Origin of the sequence: Malaciobacter canalis (assembly GCF_008000835.1) — a bacterium.
Lineage (GTDB): Bacteria > Campylobacterota > Campylobacteria > Campylobacterales > Arcobacteraceae > Malaciobacter > Malaciobacter canalis.
The window spans coordinates 891591-910233 of the sequence record NZ_CP042812.1 but is presented as its reverse complement, the minus strand read 5'-3'; the positions used below and the strand labels follow the sequence as shown (position 1 = coordinate 910233).

Annotated in this window: 18 protein-coding genes; all 18 read right to left on the bottom strand. The window is 28.1% G+C overall.

Annotated features, from left to right (window positions below; all coding sequences use genetic code 11):
- Positions 1-177: 177 nt before the first annotated feature.
- The 18 genes from pglF to ACAN_RS04420 all read right to left on the bottom strand — a co-directional run bounded on the left by pglF (position 178) and on the right by ACAN_RS04420 (position 18641).
- Entirely contained in the window at positions 178-1908 is a 1731-nt protein-coding gene (gene pglF, locus ACAN_RS04505; protein ID WP_099333968.1) for a UDP-N-acetylglucosamine 4,6-dehydratase (configuration-retaining), read from the bottom strand.
- Positions 1909-2021: 113 nt separating this feature from the next.
- Entirely contained in the window at positions 2022-2984 is a 963-nt protein-coding gene (locus tag ACAN_RS04500) for an MraY family glycosyltransferase (protein WP_099333967.1), read from the bottom strand.
- On the bottom strand, positions 2984-3238 hold the full coding sequence (locus ACAN_RS04495) for a Txe/YoeB family addiction module toxin (RefSeq protein WP_099333966.1): 255 nt from the start codon (positions 3236-3238) through the stop codon (positions 2984-2986). The genes ACAN_RS04500 and ACAN_RS04495 overlap by 1 nt, the downstream gene beginning before the upstream one ends.
- Positions 3229-3486, bottom strand: a complete 258-nt coding sequence (locus ACAN_RS04490) for a type II toxin-antitoxin system Phd/YefM family antitoxin (protein ID WP_099333965.1) — start codon at positions 3484-3486, stop codon at positions 3229-3231. Before ACAN_RS04490 ends, ACAN_RS04495 begins: the two co-directional genes overlap by 10 nt.
- A gap of 306 nt (positions 3487-3792) precedes the next feature.
- Positions 3793-4077, bottom strand: a complete 285-nt coding sequence (locus ACAN_RS04485; protein WP_099333964.1) for a type II toxin-antitoxin system RelE family toxin — start codon at positions 4075-4077, stop codon at positions 3793-3795.
- Entirely contained in the window at positions 4061-4318 is a 258-nt protein-coding gene (locus ACAN_RS04480; RefSeq protein ID WP_099333963.1) for a type II toxin-antitoxin system Phd/YefM family antitoxin, read from the bottom strand. The genes ACAN_RS04485 and ACAN_RS04480 overlap by 17 nt, the downstream gene beginning before the upstream one ends.
- A gap of 134 nt (positions 4319-4452) precedes the next feature.
- Positions 4453-5403: an NAD-dependent epimerase/dehydratase family protein gene (locus ACAN_RS04475; protein WP_099333962.1), complete on the bottom strand. Its 951-nt coding sequence runs from the start codon at positions 5401-5403 to the stop codon at positions 4453-4455.
- Complete coding sequence (locus tag ACAN_RS04470; RefSeq protein ID WP_099333961.1) at positions 5400-6563, bottom strand: glycosyltransferase family 4 protein; 1164 nt, start codon at positions 6561-6563, stop codon at positions 5400-5402. The genes ACAN_RS04475 and ACAN_RS04470 overlap by 4 nt, the downstream gene beginning before the upstream one ends.
- Positions 6560-8122: an alginate lyase family protein gene (locus ACAN_RS04465; RefSeq protein ID WP_099333960.1), complete on the bottom strand. Its 1563-nt coding sequence runs from the start codon at positions 8120-8122 to the stop codon at positions 6560-6562. The genes ACAN_RS04470 and ACAN_RS04465 overlap by 4 nt, the downstream gene beginning before the upstream one ends.
- Complete coding sequence (locus ACAN_RS04460) at positions 8119-8976, bottom strand: nucleotidyl transferase AbiEii/AbiGii toxin family protein (RefSeq protein WP_196778770.1); 858 nt, start codon at positions 8974-8976, stop codon at positions 8119-8121. The genes ACAN_RS04465 and ACAN_RS04460 overlap by 4 nt, the downstream gene beginning before the upstream one ends.
- 22 nt (positions 8977-8998) lie before the next feature.
- Positions 8999-9646, bottom strand: a complete 648-nt coding sequence (locus tag ACAN_RS04455; RefSeq protein ID WP_099333959.1) for a type IV toxin-antitoxin system AbiEi family antitoxin domain-containing protein — start codon at positions 9644-9646, stop codon at positions 8999-9001.
- A gap of 96 nt (positions 9647-9742) precedes the next feature.
- Positions 9743-11878, bottom strand: a complete 2136-nt coding sequence (locus ACAN_RS04450; protein WP_099333958.1) for a bi-domain-containing oxidoreductase — start codon at positions 11876-11878, stop codon at positions 9743-9745.
- The gene (locus ACAN_RS04445) at positions 11875-12984 is read right to left on the bottom strand and encodes a Gfo/Idh/MocA family protein (RefSeq protein ID WP_099333957.1); all 1110 of its coding nucleotides are present in this window, start codon (positions 12982-12984) and stop codon (positions 11875-11877) included. Before ACAN_RS04445 ends, ACAN_RS04450 begins: the two co-directional genes overlap by 4 nt.
- 12 nt (positions 12985-12996) lie before the next feature.
- On the bottom strand, positions 12997-14286 hold the full coding sequence (locus ACAN_RS04440) for an O-antigen polymerase (protein WP_099333956.1): 1290 nt from the start codon (positions 14284-14286) through the stop codon (positions 12997-12999).
- The gene (locus ACAN_RS04435; RefSeq protein WP_099333955.1) at positions 14279-15442 is read right to left on the bottom strand and encodes a hypothetical protein; all 1164 of its coding nucleotides are present in this window, start codon (positions 15440-15442) and stop codon (positions 14279-14281) included. Before ACAN_RS04435 ends, ACAN_RS04440 begins: the two co-directional genes overlap by 8 nt.
- Before the next feature lies 1 nt (position 15443).
- On the bottom strand, positions 15444-16646 hold the full coding sequence (locus ACAN_RS04430) for a hypothetical protein (RefSeq protein WP_099333954.1): 1203 nt from the start codon (positions 16644-16646) through the stop codon (positions 15444-15446).
- A complete protein-coding gene (locus tag ACAN_RS04425) occupies positions 16639-17661 on the bottom strand; it encodes a nucleotidyltransferase family protein (protein WP_099333953.1) in 1023 nt (340 codons plus the stop codon). Before ACAN_RS04425 ends, ACAN_RS04430 begins: the two co-directional genes overlap by 8 nt.
- Positions 17658-18641, bottom strand: coding sequence for an N-acetylneuraminate synthase family protein (locus ACAN_RS04420; RefSeq protein WP_099333952.1), 984 nt, complete (start codon positions 18639-18641; stop codon positions 17658-17660). Before ACAN_RS04420 ends, ACAN_RS04425 begins: the two co-directional genes overlap by 4 nt.
- Positions 18642-18643: the final 2 nt, after the last annotated feature.

The following is an 18643-nucleotide window of genomic DNA, read 5'->3' as shown; positions in this document are numbered from 1 at the left end:
TCAAGCAAGTTCCATCTTACTCGAATAAATTCGAGTCTCCGAAAGAAAGTAAAATTCATTCACCGCATTCGGAAGCGCGAATTTATTCGTGCATCTTTTCAAGCAAGTTCCATCTTACTCGAATAAATTCGAGTTTCCGAAGTGTCTCCACGGAAGCGCGAATTCATTCGTGCCATATTACTTATTGTGTTCAAACTCTGGGACTATCTCTTTTAACTTCTTAATTTTATCTTCACAAACAAGAAGTTCTTGTATATCGTTGTTTAGTTTATCTATATCATATTTTGTAGAGCTTGCTACCATGATTGAGTCATAGTCTGTTTTTTTATCACTATCATTTATAAGTAGTTCTTCATAAAGTTTCTCACCAGGTCTTAGTCCACAAAACTCTATTTTTATATCTTCTTGTCCACTTAACTCACACATTTTTTTAGCTAAATCTACTATTTTTACAGGTTCTCCCATATCAAGTATAAATATCTCTCCACCTTTTCCAATACTAGCAGCTTGTAGTACAAGCTCACAAGCTTCTGGTATAAGCATAAAATATCTAGTAATATCTGGATGTGTTACAGTAATAGGTCCTCCAGCTTCAATTTGTGATTTAAACTTTGGTATTACACTTCCACTACTTCCAAGTACATTTCCAAATCTTACAGCTACTATCTCTGTGTTTTCTTTTGTATTTGCATTTTGCGCATACAATTCACATATTCGTTTTGTTGTACCCATGACATTTGTAGGTCTTACTGCTTTATCTGTTGAGATTAATACAAACTTTTCAGCTTCGTATTTTATAGATAAATCTATACAGTTTTTTGTTCCAAGTATGTTGTTTGAAATACCCTCAAGTATATTATCTTCTACTAAAGGCACATGCTTATATGCAGCTGCATGTATTACTATTTGGGGTTTGTATTTTTTAAAGGTCTTTTCTATAAAGTCATAGTTTCTTACATTTTGCATCACTGAGACGATATTTGGGGCGTGTAGTTCTTCTGTTATTTTATATAGATTATACTCACTATGATCAAGTAAAATAAGCTGTTTTGCACCAAACTTTTTACACTGTCTACTTATTTCACTTCCTATACTTCCACCAGCACCAGTAATAAGCACTATCTTATCTTTTATAAAGCTTTCGATTTTTTCTTTATCCAAATCTTGAGGATGTCTTGCAAGTAAGTCTTCAACAGATATATTTTTAAGTTGTGTTGTAAAATCTTTGTGTTCAAGTATCTCTTCAAGTGATGGAAGAATTCTAATCTCTTTAAAATACTCTCCCAGTTCTTCATATATCTGTTTTATTCTACTTTTCTTTACACTTGGCATAGCAATAATCAAAAGATCAAGTTTTTGCCCTGCTAATCTCTCTTTTAGTCTCTTTTTTGACAAGATATGAATAGCATCAATTGATCTTTTTTGTAAAATTTTATCATCATCTACAAAGTACTTTACTTTATATTTACTCTCTCGAAACTCTTCTTCTAGCTTCATCCCAGCTTTTCCAGCACCATAAATAACTAACTCTTTAGTCTTTGCAACCTTGCTTCTATTTATCAAATAATGATAAGAGTACATAGAAAAGTTTATAGCAAACAAATAAAAAGCAAGCTCAGAAGCCATAAAAGCAAATCTAAGTTCCCCATAATAAAAAGGCATATAGATACAAAAAGCCACAATATAAACAATACTTTTCATAATAAAAGTTTTTTGAGTAGCCTTTGACCAACTCAAACTAAAATCTTTGAAAATCAAAAGAGAAGCTAGCATTCTTATAGCTATCACTCCTAAAACAAATCTTATCTCAAACTCCATATGAAATATAAAAAAAGTCCACCAAAAAGTAATAATCGTAAGAGCAATTATCACTACAAAATTAAGTATTCGTTTATCAAGTCTTAGCATCTATCTTTATCCTAATATTTATTTTCTTCGGAAGCGCGAATTTATTCGTGCCATTTTCAACAAGCTCCATCATACTCGAATAAATTCGAGTTTCCGAAAAAGGTAAACCTTATCTAATCAAAGCTTTTCTTTTTATCCACAAATCTCATGACAAAAGCCATCAAAACCATCGCCACGAAAAATGCTACAAATACATTTGCTATAAAGTACAAAATAGCAAATAAAACTATATTTATACCTATAGAGTAGTTTGTCACTTTAAAATGACTCCAACCACTTTGATTTAATCTTTGGTATGCATGTTTTTTATGAGCTTGTGATAATCTTTCACCATTTTTCTTTCTTCGAATTAATGTTAAGGTTGCATCAAACCAAAAAAGAGCAAATAATATAATCCAAATCCAAAAATTAGTAGCTTCTTGGTTGGCATAATATATAGTAAAAATAGCAATATTATAACCTAGAAGTGTACTTCCTACATCACCCATAAAAATTTTAGCTTTATTAAAGTTCCAAAATAAAAATCCCAAAACAGCTGCACCCAAAACTAAAAAATGACTTCCACCAAATAACACAAAAGCAGCAAGTGATAAAAACAAAGCCTCACTTCCAGCATAGCCATTTATACCATCTAGGAAATTATACAAATTTATAAACCAAATTATCATAAAAAATGCAAAAATATTTGTAAAAAGAGAATTTTGGATATCAAAAACACCAAAAGTCAAACTCTCAAAGCCACCTAAAAAATACAAGCCACCAATAGCTACTAAAGATTGTGCCACAAGCCTTAACTTTGCACTTAATTCATAGATATCATCAAAAAAACTAACCACACTAATAACAACACCAAAAAGCAAAGCATAAAAAAGATTTGATTGGATTTCACCTATCATATAAACATAAATCAAACCTAAAAACCAAGTCAAAGCCAAAGCTATTCCACCACCATGTGGAGTAGGTACAGTGTGGCTACTTCTTTCATTTACAGTAGCTACAAGTGATTTTTTCATAGCATACTCTTTTATAAAGTATGTAAAAGAAAAAGATAATAAGAGTAGAATTATGTAGATCATTAGTAATGATACCTAAAAGCAGCGATTGATAATCCACTCTCATCAACTTGATAAACTAATCTATGCTCATCTGTAATGCGTCTTGACCAAAAGCCTCTTAATTCATGTTTCAATGGCTCTGGTTTTCCTATCCCATCAAATGGCTCTCTTTTTATATCTTTAATGAGTTGATTTATTTTCTTTAAAACTTGTTTATCATTGTTTTGCCAATAAAGATAATCGTCCCAAGCTTTATTGGAAAATATCAATCGCATTCAATAAGCTCTCTTTCAATTACTTGACCTTTTCGAATTTCTTCGATCGATTCTCTCAAGTGTTTTGCATTTTTAGGGCTACTTAAAAGATAGTTTGTCTCTTTCATAGAGTTATACTCATCCATAGAGATCATCACCACATTTTCACGACCTTTTCTATGTATGACTACCTCTTCATGATTTATATAAACGCTATCAAATACTGCTTTTAGATTATTTCTAGCTTCTGTTAAACTTACTACTTGCATATTTTATCCTTACGTTTTATTGTACATTATAACATAAATAATTAAAAACCCCAAACTCATTCAAGACAATTTTTAGGAACCTCGAATTTATTCGTGGCATTCTCCCCTCGGAACCCCAAACTCATTCATGGCTTCTTTCTTCGGAAGCTCGAATTTATTCGAGACATTCTCCCCTCAGAACTCGGAACCTCAAACTCATTCGAGACTATTATCCACAAAGATATTTGAAAGCGCTGCTTTAGCTGTACTCTTAACCTCATCAGGTACGGCTAAAGCCGTACATCCAAGATAATCACTCTTTGGAACTTATACTCTATCTTTCAAATTCTCATATACTTTATTGTTTTCTCTTTTTCCTACACTCACAACATAGACTATTATTTCTTTCTCTTTTACTTCATACGCTAGCCCATAACCAATATTACGAAGTTTAATTTTATAAACATTATCATAACCGCTGAGTTTATCTTTTGGTATTTTTGGATTTTCAAGTCGCTCTTTTAATTTTTTATGAAACTGTACTTTTATGGAGTGATTTAGACTTTTCCATTCTTTTAAAGCTTTTGGATGAAAATCAAGAAAGTAGCTCATCTAGTTCTACTCTTATTGGTTTTTCATTGTCTTTGAGCCTCTCTTCCACTTCTTTACTCAAATAATATTCATCCATAACTTCCATCATTTTTTTATACACACTACTAGGTACTAAATAAGCACTTGCTACATTGTGATTAAGTATCGCCACTGTTTCATCACCTGCATCTTTTAGTAGCTGTGTTGGTGATTTTTTCAGTTCTGTTATACTTGCTGTATAATTTGCTAATACAGGTTGCATTTAAAGCTCCTTTTTTGATATGAAAAATTATACTATATTTAGTACTTTTTTGTCAATTGCTTATAAACACTCATTCAAGACAATTTTTCGGAACCTCGAATTTATTCAAGCCTTCTTTCTCCGGAACCTCGAATTCATTCGAGACTATTCTCACCTTTTATCATAAATCCAATCCCCTCTTCCACACTATAAGGATTTGATAAATTCAATCTTTCTTTTGTAATACTATTATCCACTTCCAAGCTTCCATAAAGTCTCTTATGAAATGATGGCTTAAGTAGTTTTAATAAACTTTCAAAAAAAGGAACTTTTATCAAATATACTTTTTTATTCAAACTCTTAGCTATCAACTCACAAAGTCTTGAAGTACTCAAAGGCTCATCATCACTAGCTAAAAAGACACTTGGAAGTACTGCTTTAGCTGCACACTTAACTTCATCAGATGCGGATAAAGCCGTATATCCAAGATAATCACTCTTTGGAAGTGCGACTTCAGTCGCACCTATAACCACATCTACCAAATGACAAAGATTTCCTATATATACCATACTTCGTTTATTTTCTATTTTCCCAAATGCTAAAATAGGCACTTTGTTTACTAGATTTACAAGAGATTTAATATTTGCTTTTACACCATATCCATAAACTATAGGAGTTCGTATGATACTTACTTTAAAACTCTCATCTTCGAGTTTTAAAAGCTCTCGCTCTGCTTTTAGTTTACTCTTTCCGTACTCATCTTCAGCCTTACACTCACTATTTTCAGTATAAACACTATCTGTTTCTTCCCCATAAACTTTAACCGTACTCATAAAGACAAAGTGCTTTACACCACTCTTCTTTACTTTTTTTGCTAATTCCAAAGTCTGAGTTACATTTACTCTTTCATACTCACTAGCACTTGCTCCACCCATTTGATGAACCAAAGCTGAAAGATGCAAAATCACATCTATATTTATACAATCTAAAGTAGATAAATCATCTTTTCTAAAACTAAATAATTTTATATCATACTTTTTTTTATATTTATTTACAAAGTAGCTCCCTACAAAACCATTTGAGCCTGTGATTAAAAGTTTTTTCATAAATTATATACCTCTTTAGCCATAATATTCATAATATTTTTTCTTTTAAATTTTTCTACAAAAGAAGTTCTATTGATATCAGCAAGATTTTCTACTTTTTTAAATTTATCATAAAAGTCATTTACATCACATGGTTTAAAAGTAAAAGCATCACTTATATTTTCTTCAACAAATTCTTTTGCATATCCACCAACACCTGCTATAATAAACTTATTTGTTGTAGCATATTCAAAAAGCTTTGAAGGTAACACTTTTTTAAATGCTTCATAATCATTTAAATGTAAAAATAGAATATCACTATTTTTATATATTTCAAGAAGTTTTGCTCTATTTACTGGATCGTATAGTTTTACATTTTCAATATTTTTTAAGCCATTAACTAATTCTTTTTTTCTACCACCATCACCTATAACATGTATTTCATAATTATTACCTAATTTTTTAGCCATATTTGGAACTATCTTTTCAAGTCCTTGTCCCTCACCTATATTTCCAGCATAAGTGATAATTGTCTTTTCATTTTTTTTGTCTTGAGTAAAGTCATACTTTAAAAACACATCATCTATTCCATTTGTATAAAAGCTATATGGAATATTATTATTTATTTTTCTAAAATAGTTCTCAAAACCTTTTGATACTAAATTTATATGAGTTGCTGAATTTATAGTATATTTTTCTATTTGTTTAAATATAGGAATTGCATATCTTAATTTACTTTTAGCAAAAATAGACTCTAATGTATCAGTAAAAATATCTCTAATATCTAGATATAATTTTGTCTTTTGTTTTTTTGCAATTAAACTTCCTAAAAAAGCTGTCATAAGTCTTGAGGAAGTTGCATAAACGATATCATATTTTTCTCTATTTTTCACTAATTTCATAACTTGCCATGCAAACTTTAAAAACAATTTTGACTGATCTACAAATCCACTTTTATGACTACCTAAATCTATTCTATTTATTTCAATATTATCTTCTAGTTTTTCAAACTTTTTTGCCTCTTCACTAAAACTTCCATATCTATTTGGCATTGTTGTTATTATTTCAATCTTATCATCTTGATTTATTTGTTTTTTTAACTCTTCAACAAAAGCAGTAGTTCTAAATGAACCAGCACATAAATCAGGCGCAAAATAAAAACTCAATACTAATATTCTCATATATTTATCTCTACTTTCAATTCTTTTTTAAATGGTATTTCTACAACTAAAGATTTTATAGTTTTATTAAATTCAGGAGCATAGTTGTAATTTGTGATTTGTAACTTGTGATTTGTAATTATTTTTTCTTTTATATCTTCTTTTGTAACATCTGGATGAAAATGTAACCTTGCTACTGCTTTGCAGTCTTTATTTATAATATCATTTATAACAATTTTATCATCTTCAAATACCCAACTTCTAGTATGTAATACTCCGAATTTCTTATTGTATCCATCATGTGTTGCATTTATAGAATCTTTTTTTTCAACTATTTTAATTATATTTGCACGATTTGCAACTCTAAAGCCACCCCAAACTTCACTACTATTTGTTTCATTTATCTCAACAGTATTATGAGCTTTTGTACTTCGCTCAAAATCTCTTTTATCTCCTGTATTATAAGTACTTAACCCACTATCTACTATGAATGGTGATTGGTAATTGGTGATTGGTGATTTGATATAAAGCTCAAAATTGAATGTATCAGCATGAGCATGACCGGGAATATAACTAGCTCCAACCTCACCTACATCTACTACACACTCATAGTTTTCTTTTTTTATTTTCCTATATCCGCTTTGCTTTAATTGAGAATTGAAAATTGAAAATTGAAAATTTATTTTCAATCTGTTGGCATACTCTGTAAGCTCTTTCGTTGTAGGTGCTATACAATTTGCACTGTCGTTAAATAGTGGAACATCTCCATTTTCATATGTTATAACATTCAGCCATTGAAGCATTAGAATTGCTTTGTCTTTTAAAAAATCCAAAAGAGTTTCATTCTCAATTCTCCATTCTCCATTTTCAATTATATTGATGCAATCCAATACTCTAAAAAGCATAAGTTGATGATACATAGGACTAAGCTCAAAATGAGCTCCATCATCAAGTATCTGTTCATCTAACTCTTTTTCTAAAATCACTTGTGCTTTTTTATATAAAATCTCATCTTGAAAATAAAAGCTTGCAAATAATAAACTAAATCCATTTTCAAGTAAATGATTTCCAAGTAAGTGATACTCTAAATTATCAAGTAAAATATAATACTGAGCATATAGACTATCATCTATCTTTTTATCTTTTATTTCATACTTTGTTAAAAACTTTATCCAATTTATTCCCCTAAGACTTATAGGAAATGGTTCAAGTCCATCTTTTACACTCTCTATGTTTTCAATAAAATCATATATTAAATTTACATCTTCTTTTTCTTTTAGGTACTCAAAATAGGTAAGATTATAAGTCCATAGTTTCCCATAGCCACTATAATTCCAATTTATCTTATCATCAAACTTTTTTGATAGATTCAACATAGAAAATTCACCATCTTTATGGGTACTGTAATACTCACATGAATCTATCAAATTTAAAGGGGTCGATACCGACTCCTTTGCAAAACTATATTTAAATCCACTAGCTCTTCTAAATCTAGCCCTAACAAAATAAAAAAGTCTAAAATATATTTGTGTAAATTTTAAATATTTGACAGTATTGAAAAGTTTTAGAAGTTTACTCATTTATCATCTTCTTTAAACTTTATCATCGAAGCAATGCTTTTAAAAAACTCTTTACTCCAAAGTTCAAGCTCTTTTTGATCATATATAAATCTACTCACATCGTCTTTTGCCATAGTAATATCCAACTCTTCTATTCTTTTGTCCAACAATTCTAACACTTTTTCTTTTGTTATATCTCCAACTTCATCATCAAAAGCTTTACAGCTTTGCTTTAATCTTGCCTCAAGATGAGTCATATCCAACTCATAGCTATTTTTCACATACCAAACCAGATCGTACCAATCTCTCCCTTTTGGTCTATTTTCCCAACCTCTGCATAACACTGCATGCATCTTTCCTGCATACAGGGAAGATATATGCATCGTTCGTATTTGAAATGGCATCGGTACAAGATGAAGTTTTTCCTCCTGCTTAAAATCAACAGGTGGATTTGTATCTACTTCAAATTTGATTTTGAGTTGTTTTGTAGATGGATACTTGCTTACGATATCATTTGGGGTATCTATAGCTATGAGGTGTTTTACTGTATTACCTTTTACAAAAGCTGACTGAACGGCACTATGTTCTTTTATCTTCGTTTCTATCATAGCTTCAAATCCATAGTTGTTTAAGTGCATTAAAATATTTTTTTCGTATCTACTCAAATCAAACTCATCATCAGGCTCTATCAAAGAAAAATCCAAATTCTCTGAATATCTAGGCAGCTTGTACAGTATCCTAAGTGCTGTTCCACCATAAAAAACCGCATGTTTAAAAAAGCCTGCATCATATAAAGCATACAAAACTATCTCTTGCAAAATCTCTCGTAACACCTCAAATGGATCATCTTTTTTTAAATCATACCGACCCAGCATCGCTTCTATATGTGGATGAATACTAGCCATTTTGAATCCTTTTTAGTCTATTTACTACACAAAGTAAAACTTTTGAACCATATCCCATAGCGATATACCAAAAAAGCTTACTATTAAGCTTCAAAAGCTCTTCATAATCTATACGCAAATCCTCTTCAAGATACTCAAGTACTTCACTATCACGAAGGTTTTTTGCTCTTTTATCTGCATAGATTTTATCACAAAGTGCTTTTTCAGCAGTCGCTACAAAGTACCCTCCCTCTAGTTCACTATAGTTCCAGTCTATTCCCAAAGAGTACGCTTTAGCTGGTATCTTTTGGTAGCTAAAGTTTCCAAGTGGTGTAGAGTACTCTACAGATTTTTTAAAACTTGCAGATGTAACAGTATATACTCTCTCAGGTATCAACCCATGATAAGACAGGGCATACTCAAACGACACATACGAAGGATGATGCAATATATTTGCTATAGAGATATAGTTAAGTTTTGATGTGCGATATTTTTCACCAAAAGCATATACTCCTCTTTTTAAAGCTATCAAGTCACCATTTTTGACCATATAGTTTATTTTTTGAATTGGTTGATCATACTCTTTAGCAAGTATATTTTTGAGCATATCAACAGTAAAATGATTAAGCTTAATAGCATTTTTTATATCAAATGTATCCATAGTAAAATTATACTTATGCTTATCTATATTTAAGCTTATTTAATACAGTAAATATGAATTTTTCATATTTACTGTTATTTTTGAGCAATCCAACCATCAAACTTCCACTAAACTATTGCTTCTAAGAGATTCTAATATTTTAAATGTTGTTTTTGTAGTATTATAAATACTCTGAAAACTTATAGCTTCATTTCCATTTTTTACTGCATCTTTAAAAGCTTTAAATTCTCCTACAAAACCTTTGTCTTGATTTGAACTTTTTTCTTTAGCTAATTTTCCATTTTTATAGATTAATAATTCTCTAAAGTCATTCATCTGCATACTTACCCCACTACTAAATACTTCAATATACTCTTTTGGCATACTTGTATCACCATAAGCATAATAACTAATAGTTGCAGTACTTCCATTTTCATAGTTTAATATTATATTTACATTATCTTCATCTGGGATTGATTGATCTTCTTTGTTTATAGAAGTAGCAAAGACACTCTTAACTTCGCTATTTATTAAATAACTACAAGTATCAATAAAGTGGCAAACTTCACCTATGATTCTTCCGCCACCAATAGTTCTATCTTGTATCCATACATCTTTTGGGATAATTCCTGCATTTACTCTATAATTTACAGAAATTTGTCCAGTTATATTACTTTTCATTTTTTCAATCATTGGAGAAAATCTTCTATTAAATCCAACTTGAATAATAGTTTCACCAGTATAAGACTCTTTTATAGATTCTAACTCTTCTTCATAAATACAAAGTGGTTTTTCTACAAATACATGTTTTTTTGAATTTATTGCTTTAATTACGTTTTTAGCATGGCTATCGTGTCTTGTAGTTACAAAAATAGAATTTAATTCACTATTTTTATAGATTTCTTCACTATCTGTTGTAATATATTTAAAATCATATTTTTTGCCAGTTCCTTGTGCACTTACTCCTGTAGCAGTACAAAGTCCTACTAGTTCCATATCCTGTACTTTTTGAATATTTGGTAAAATAACTGACTTTGTAAAATTACCTGCACCAATAAGACCTATATTTACTTTATCATTTAAGATTTTCTTATCAGTTCTTTGAACTATTTTTTCATCTTGTAAATCTATTTCTCTTTTATAATTTAATACAATTCCCAAATACTTTTCTTGAATTCTTCCTTCAAGTAAATCATATGCCATCATAGCATCATCAAAATCATATGAGTGAGTAATCAACTCTTTTGGAGTAACTTTACCTTCTTGAATAAGTCCTAAAAATGCCTCAAAGTTTCTTTGTTCTGTAAATCTTACTAAATCATAAGGATAATCTACACCTTTTTCTTCATACTCTGGGTCATATCGTCCTGGACCATAAGCCATAGATAGTTTTATCTCTAACTCTTTTTTGTAGTATGTATTTCTAGGAACATCCATACCTACCATACCAACAAGAACAACTCTTCCTCTCATACGAGATATATCAGCCGCATCTATTATAGGCTGATTTGAAGAAGTTGAAGCAGTAATAATAACAGCATCTACTCCATGCCCACCTGTGAATTCATTTGATTTAGATATCAATTCACTAGCAGTACATACTTCATCACACCCTAATTTTTTAGCAAGCTTCATCTTATCTGGATCAATATCACTTCCAATTACTTTACAACCATTTGCTTTAAGTAGTTGAACAGTAAGTTGTCCAATAAGACCAAGACCCATAACTGCAACTTTTTCACCAAGTAAAGGTGCTGTTTGTCTTACTCCTTGTAAAGCAATTGCTCCAACTGTTACAAAAGAAGCATCAATATCATCTACTTCATCAGGTATTTTAACCATAAGGTTTTTAGGTATATAGTTTATCTCTGCATGATTTGCATAACCTGCACCACCACAAGCTACTCTATCACCTATATTTATACCGCTTAAATTTTCACCTACTTGTATAACTTTTCCTGCAATACTATAACCTAAAGGAATAGGAGTATCAAGCTTAGTAAATACTTTTTCAAGAGTGTTTCTTACACCCTCTTTTTTCATCTTATCAATTACTTGTTTTACTAAATCTGGTCGATCTTTTGCTTTTGCTAACATAGATTTTTTTGCAAAATCTACAAGCATCTTTTCTGTACCAGCACTAACTAAACTAACTGTAGTTTGTACTAATGCACCATTTTTTTCGCATATAGGTGCTGGTACATCAAAAAGTCCTAGTTCACCTGTTTTAAATGATTGTATTAATTGTTTCATTTATTAAGTTGCTCCCATTCTTTATCTAAATTAAATATTTTATTTGTCTCTTTGTTTAATACCATATCAGTTATAAATAACATAAGCAAAGTAGAGTTTTTTACTTCTTTCAAATCTCTTTTGTATTTATGAGTATTAAATGGTTGTAATATTGCTTTATGATGTCCAACATCTTTTGGCCAATATCTTTTTTTTGTTAATTTTTCATCTTGCCAAATAGTCATTTTTCTAAAATCATCTATTTTTGCTATCGTTTTATCATATTGAAAATTTAATGTTTCATTTATTCCTTCAAAAGGTTCACTTCTAGCAGTAAGCATTATTGAAATAATATCATTACACTCTGTAGTAATATTAATAGTTATATTATCATCAATTTCATATAAATTACTATATGAAATATTAATATAATATTCATTTGGAACTTTTCGCCATGACAATATATGCATAGTTAAATCTAACCAATGTCCAACATTTCCACATATTCTAGTACCTTCTTCTGGATTTCTATACCAATGATCTTTTTCTATCAAATGTCCTGAAATAAAATAATTTAAACTAAATGGCTTATCTTCAAAACAATCAATTGCTTTTTTCAAGTCTATAATTGCACCAGAAAAAGGTCTATTATATCCTACAAAAATTTTAGTATCAAATTTTTCAACAGTATTAATCAAACTTTTAAATTGTTTATAGTTTACACTTATAGGCTTTTCAATATAAACTATTTTATTATTTTCTATTGCTTTTATTGCATACTCAGTATGTGTATAGTGATTTGATGCGATATAAACTGTTTCTATTTTTTTATCTTTAAATATTTCATCTACATATTCAGTATGTCCTAAGTTATAAAACTTTTCAAAAGACTTTTGATTTTTTTTATCTACATCAAATGCTTTAAAAAAATTATAAGGAGATTTTTTTGATATAAAATAACCTATTGTTGCAAAACCAAACTGCCCACATCCAATTAAAGCAATATTTCTTTTTTTTAAAGATGGGATTCTTACACCTGAAACTCTCAAACGACCAAACACTTTAAATAGTGTTCTATTTATTCCATATATGGTTATAAATCTTATTAATTTTTTTAGTTTATACATTTTCCCTCCAAATTAAATTCTATTAAATTTCATAAATACATATAATACAAACATGGAAATTATAAAAGGTAAAAATATCATTCCCGTTGAAAAAGTATTATAAATAGGTGATGTTACAAATACCATAGACAAAATCACTGCTAAACAAAAACCTAAGAAACTTTTTTTGAAATAAAACTTTGAAAAAGATATAACAAAAATAGTACTTAATATTCCTAATACAAAAGAAGTTCCAATAATACCAAAATCAAAATATAAACTTCCCAAAAGAGTTTTATAAGTTCCAGTATCATTAATTTCTGATTTTATCATTGCAATGGTAGGCAAATCTAAACCGAATTTATTCAAAAATTGTATTATAGGATAAAAAGACATTGCTCCATAATATAAGTCTTGATTTAGCAAAGAATTAATAATAAAATTATCTAACTGATTTAGTGAATGAACAGCATAAAAATAAAGCATAAAAAAAGTATAATTAATTTCTTTTAATATATCTATACTAATTACTGTTGCAAAAAAATCATGAAGTTTTAAGTCATAACCTATCAAAATATTATTTATACCATCTTCTATAGTCCTTCCTCTTAGTTTTTCTCTATCTAGGAACATTTTGCCAAACACAAGAAGAGAAACTATACTAAAAAAAATAAAAATAAAAAGATATTTCCATTTAATAAGATTTTTCTTTAACTCTACTTTGTTTTTATATAAAAATGCTAATCCTAAAATAATTAATGATAAGAATAGTGTATTTCTCCCACCACTACTTAAGCTTAATATTAAAAAAAAGATTAATACAATTGTTGATGATTGCTTTTTTCTTTTTGATAAATGAGTTTTATAATACATTGAGAACAAATAGAAAATTAAAGGAAATCCAGTAAATATCAATGTTAATTGATATAAAAAAGAACCGTTAAACAAGTTATTTTCCATTTTCATGTATCTCAATAGTGTAAGAGAATTTAAGTTTAAGCCTAAATTATATGCTTTTAATTGAATAATCATATTTAAACCTATTAGAAATAAAGAAAATAGTGAAACAATTAATAAAAATCGATAGATTTTATTAATATTTAGAAAATTCATATTATATTGATATATAATCTTTGTTTTCGTAGAACAATAAATGGCTGTAATAAAGTAAAATGTAAACATTACAAATAAAGAACTAAATAAAAAAAATATTGTTTTTTCATTTAATTCTGGCCAATTAATAATTGGCAAGCTTCTGAATAATAAAAAAAACACCCAAATAAATAAAAAAGAAAAAAAAGGATAAATATATATTTTATACATTTTTTCTTTCCTCTTTTTTTAATAATTTAGATTTTACTTTCGAATATAAAAATACACTATAAAAATTTATTAAAATTCCCGACTTGATTAAAAGATAAGTGTAATCAACTTCATATATACTCATTAAATACGATGAAACATAATTTAATATTACTATTATAAGCATCACAAAAGAAATCTCTTTTTGAAAATCTAAATATTGTGCTAAAGATGCTACCGAATTTATAGAATAGAAAGTTCCAAAGAAAAAACATAAAATTAGTGAAATTAAAATAAAATCCTTAAAATCATAAAAATTATTTAAAATAAAAAGAAATAATAAAAAGATTATAAATAAAATAAAAAATACTAAATAAGTTTTTTGTATTTTTTGTTTTATATCGCTATATTTTATTTTTTTTATATTCTCACCAATATTTACAACATTTACATAGGCAACTGTAGTTAAAGCTAATATAACAAACTGTATTAAATTATATGAAAATGAATAACTAGCTAAATAATCAATATAATATTCCTTTGTAAAATATCTATCAATGAAAAAGAAAATCATTAATAACAATGTAGCAACATTAATTAAAAAGCCTTTTTTTAATAGTTCTTTATATTCAAAAAAACTGACCTTTGAAATAAATATAAACTTTTCTTTTATTTTAATAAAAATAATAATACACCAGATTATAAATGCTGTAAAAATAGAGTAATATAAAATTTCTAAATTTACTTTATCAAAATAATTAATATATACTAAATATGACATAATTAATAATACAATTGAAATAAAAGGCTTTATTGATAACGCTAAGAAAAACTGTTTTTCAGTTTTTACTTTTTGCTCAATTATTAAAAATAATGTCATAAGTAATCCAGCAAATCCAAATAAAATATTATTGTAAATAATGGAAACAAGTAAAGAAACGATTACTCCAAATATAACCCCAAATACAATTAAACTATTAAAATAATCTTTATTTTCATTGTATTTAAAATATACATATCCGGAAGGTGCACCAAATAAAAAGAAAGGTATAAAATATAATATAAATTTCTCATATTCTATTTGTGCATATAATTCTTGAGGTAAAAACTTTGGTAATAGCAATACTTCTAAAGCAATAAAAGAATATAAAAAATATCTACTTATTATTAATTTCAAATTATTTCCACTCTATTGTATTTGATAAAACTTTTTTTATTAATTCTTTTTTTTCTCTTTCTGTTTCTAAATAAACTTTTTCATATTTATCATTTGTTTTTTTCTGGTAATAGTAATTTGAACTTGCAAAATAAACTGTTTTTCCATTTATCAATGCCTCAAGACCTGTACTACCTGTCCATATTAAAAAACTATCAAATTTTTCCATTATTTTTGAAGTTTCTAAAAAAGGATTTAAAATATAAGTATTTTCAATATTTTTTAAACTTTTATACAACTTTAAATCTTGACGAAAACACATAGCAGGGTGTTCTTTTAAATACACTTCCCAACCATTGTCTGAAAAATATCTTACAGATTCTATTAAAGAAGTTATGTAATCAGCATTTTTTAAACTATCAGACCAATGCTCAATCGTGGCTTCTGGATGATAATGCATAGGTATGTATATTGACTTTTTATTAATATTATCCACTTGATTAATGAAATATCTAAAAGGAAAAAATTTGTTTAATTTATCAACCGTAGCAGAATAAGGTGTTGAAATATAATCATATTCTAATTGATTTAATATCTTATATTTAAATATATAAAAATATAGATATCTTATCTTAAACTTAAAATAATACAAAATACTATTTTTTAATGCTTTTTGAAAAGAAGAAGCCATGTAAGACTTAAATTGTTTAATTAATAAATCATATATTTTATTAACTTCATTTTCTGAAACTTCTCTAACATTAGTATATTCTCCATACACAGTAACTCTTTTATATCCTTGTATAAAAAAGTTAGAGATTCCATTAACTTTTATATCATAATATCTTGCTATTTTACACATAATATCAGTTACATAGTTATCAACAGGATATATAATAAGATTGTTATATTTTTTATTTTTGAATAATTCAATGAAATATTTTGATACTACTAAGACTAATTCTTTAGCTTGAATGTATTCAATATTTCTTAAAAGTCTATCTTTTAAAATCACTTCATTTATATCTAATGCTTTTTCTATATTTTCCCAATCATAACTTGTCAAGTCTGATATACTATATTTTTTTATATCAATATATAAATTTGCATTTTTATATTCTGAAATAGTAATAAAATCATTTATACCTAAAATATCTTTCGAGTATCTTAGAACCATATCATTGAATATTTTATTTCGTCTTATGAAAACTACTGTATTACTCACTTAAATCCTTTTGTATCTTTTCATAATCACTAGGTTTACCCATATCAATCCAATAATCTGTAATTTCAAAACTCTTAATACTTTTACTCTCATTTTTCAAAATATCAAATAGACTAGGTAAATCAAAAAACTCATTTTTTGGTACATAGGATAAAACTTCTGGGTTTAGTACATATATGCCGGTATTTATAAAAAACTCTTTTATTGGCTTTTCTTTCATTGCTTTTATATTGTTTTTTTCATCTACCTCTATAACACCATAAGGTATTTGATAGTTATCTTTTCTTATACACATAGTTGCAATTGCATTTTGCTCTTTGTGATACTCTAAAAGTTTTTCATAATCTAGTGAAGACAATACATCGCCATTTGTTACAAAAAACGGTGCATCAAGTTCTATATCTATCAAACTTAAAGCTCCACCCGTACCAAGTCTTTTTTTCTCTTCAAGATACTTTACTTCTATGCCAAATTTATTGCCATCGCCAAAGTACTCTTTGATCACTTCTGCTTTGTAGTTTACACTTAACATAAACTTTGTAAACCCATGAGAGATAAACATATCTATGATATGTTCTACCATAGGTTTAGCACCTACTTTTAACATAGGTTTTGGTGTATCTTTTGTAAGTTCGCCTAGTCTTGTACCTAATCCACCCGCCATTATCACAACCCAGTTTGGTTTGAGATTAAACTCTTCTTCATCCAAAACTACTACATCTTTTAAGACCATGTTTTCATCAACTATAGGCATATGTTTTCGATGAAGTTCTTTAAGTTTTAAAATAATATTTTTTCTACTTTTCCCCTCTTGCATAGTCATAGGAACTGTATTCATGATTTCAGAAAGTTCAGTTTTATTATTTAAAATAGCTCGTCGAATATCGCCATCAGTCAATATGCCGACTAGTTGATTTGAGTCATTAGTAATTGCTAAAAAACCATTCCCATTACTATCTAGTAGTTGTATCGCTTCATTAAAAGTGGCAATTTCAGAAAGTACTAAATTTTTCATGAAAAATCCTCTACTGTAAAAGCACTGTCTTTTTTTATAACTTTAGAAACTTTTTTACCAATAACTTCATCTATTGACTCAATGATGCCTTTTTTATTTATCATTTTAATTTCCACTAAATCAGATAAAATGATTTCTCCAGCTTTTATATCTCTTTTCGCTACAGGCACTTTTTGTCTGTTTCTGTATGTCACTTCTTTTTCACTCATACTAAAAACTTCTTGTGAATTTATATTAAAAAGAGATTCTAAGTAATCAAGTCTTTTTTTAATGGCTTGTATTTTTTCAGAAGATACGGCAGATTGATAATCTATTCTTTCAACACCTTCTTCTAATGCTATATGCTTTTCAAAAATTCTTGCACCCAATATATAAGCATATTCGTTGCTAGTTACTGCCATATCATCATTATATGAAGAGTGGTCTGCATATCCAATTTTACACTCTGGATATAGTTTTTTTAGTTCACTAATTCTTTCTAGTTTTATATCTTTTAAGTCTGAAGGAAATGATTGAAACCCAACCATTAAAACTATATCTCTATCATTGTATTTTTTCACAATGTAATCTACTTCATCAATAGTTCTACCACCAATTCCAAAAATCAAAGGTATCTTTATGTCTTCTAATTTGCTTAAAAGCTTTTCATCTTTGAAAGAGACAGAATGAATTTCAACAAACTTAATCTCAAATTCTTTTACTAGTTCAAAAGCTCTTACATCCAAAGGCATAAGAACAATATCCAAGTTTAATTTTTGTGTGTAGGTAAATACTTCTCTCCAATCACTTAGAGATAAAGTCCACTTTTTAGCTTCTTCATAAGCACTATGACTTGAAGACATGAACTCGTTTAATTCTATTAAAACTTGGAACTTAACACCTTTAGCACCCGATGACTTCACATCATCTATAAGATTTAAAAGATACTCTTTGTTTCCCTCATGGTAAAAGGCAGTTTCTGCATATAAGTAGTATGACATTC

What these genes read in the sequence shown, in the direction of transcription:
- ACAN_RS04440 (WP_099333956.1), bottom strand. Translation starts at nt 14,286, where the DNA reads ATGTATAAAATATATATTTATCCTTTTTTTTCTTTTTTATTTATTTGG.
- ACAN_RS04485 (WP_099333964.1), bottom strand. Translation starts at nt 4,077, where the DNA reads ATGAGCTACTTTCTTGATTTTCATCCAAAAGCTTTAAAAGAATGGAAA.
- ACAN_RS04495 (WP_099333966.1), bottom strand. Translation starts at nt 3,238, where the DNA reads ATGCGATTGATATTTTCCAATAAAGCTTGGGACGATTATCTTTATTGG.
- ACAN_RS04475 (WP_099333962.1), bottom strand. Translation starts at nt 5,403, where the DNA reads ATGAAAAAACTTTTAATCACAGGCTCAAATGGTTTTGTAGGGAGCTAC.
- ACAN_RS04480 (WP_099333963.1), bottom strand. Translation starts at nt 4,318, where the DNA reads ATGCAACCTGTATTAGCAAATTATACAGCAAGTATAACAGAACTGAAA.
- ACAN_RS04470 (WP_099333961.1), bottom strand. Translation starts at nt 6,563, where the DNA reads ATGAGAATATTAGTATTGAGTTTTTATTTTGCGCCTGATTTATGTGCT.
- ACAN_RS04425 (WP_099333953.1), bottom strand. Translation starts at nt 17,661, where the DNA reads ATGAAAAATTTAGTACTTTCTGAAATTGCCACTTTTAATGAAGCGATA.
- ACAN_RS04445 (WP_099333957.1), bottom strand. Translation starts at nt 12,984, where the DNA reads ATGTATAAACTAAAAAAATTAATAAGATTTATAACCATATATGGAATA.
- ACAN_RS04465 (WP_099333960.1), bottom strand. Translation starts at nt 8,122, where the DNA reads ATGAGTAAACTTCTAAAACTTTTCAATACTGTCAAATATTTAAAATTT.
- ACAN_RS04420 (WP_099333952.1), bottom strand. Translation starts at nt 18,641, where the DNA reads ATGTCATACTACTTATATGCAGAAACTGCCTTTTACCATGAGGGAAAC.
- ACAN_RS04455 (WP_099333959.1), bottom strand. Translation starts at nt 9,646, where the DNA reads ATGGATACATTTGATATAAAAAATGCTATTAAGCTTAATCATTTTACT.
- ACAN_RS04500 (WP_099333967.1), bottom strand. Translation starts at nt 2,984, where the DNA reads ATGATCTACATAATTCTACTCTTATTATCTTTTTCTTTTACATACTTT.
- pglF (WP_099333968.1), bottom strand. Translation starts at nt 1,908, where the DNA reads ATGCTAAGACTTGATAAACGAATACTTAATTTTGTAGTGATAATTGCT.
- ACAN_RS04460 (WP_196778770.1), bottom strand. Translation starts at nt 8,976, where the DNA reads ATGCTGGGTCGGTATGATTTAAAAAAAGATGATCCATTTGAGGTGTTA.
- ACAN_RS04450 (WP_099333958.1), bottom strand. Translation starts at nt 11,878, where the DNA reads ATGAAACAATTAATACAATCATTTAAAACAGGTGAACTAGGACTTTTT.
- ACAN_RS04490 (WP_099333965.1), bottom strand. Translation starts at nt 3,486, where the DNA reads ATGCAAGTAGTAAGTTTAACAGAAGCTAGAAATAATCTAAAAGCAGTA.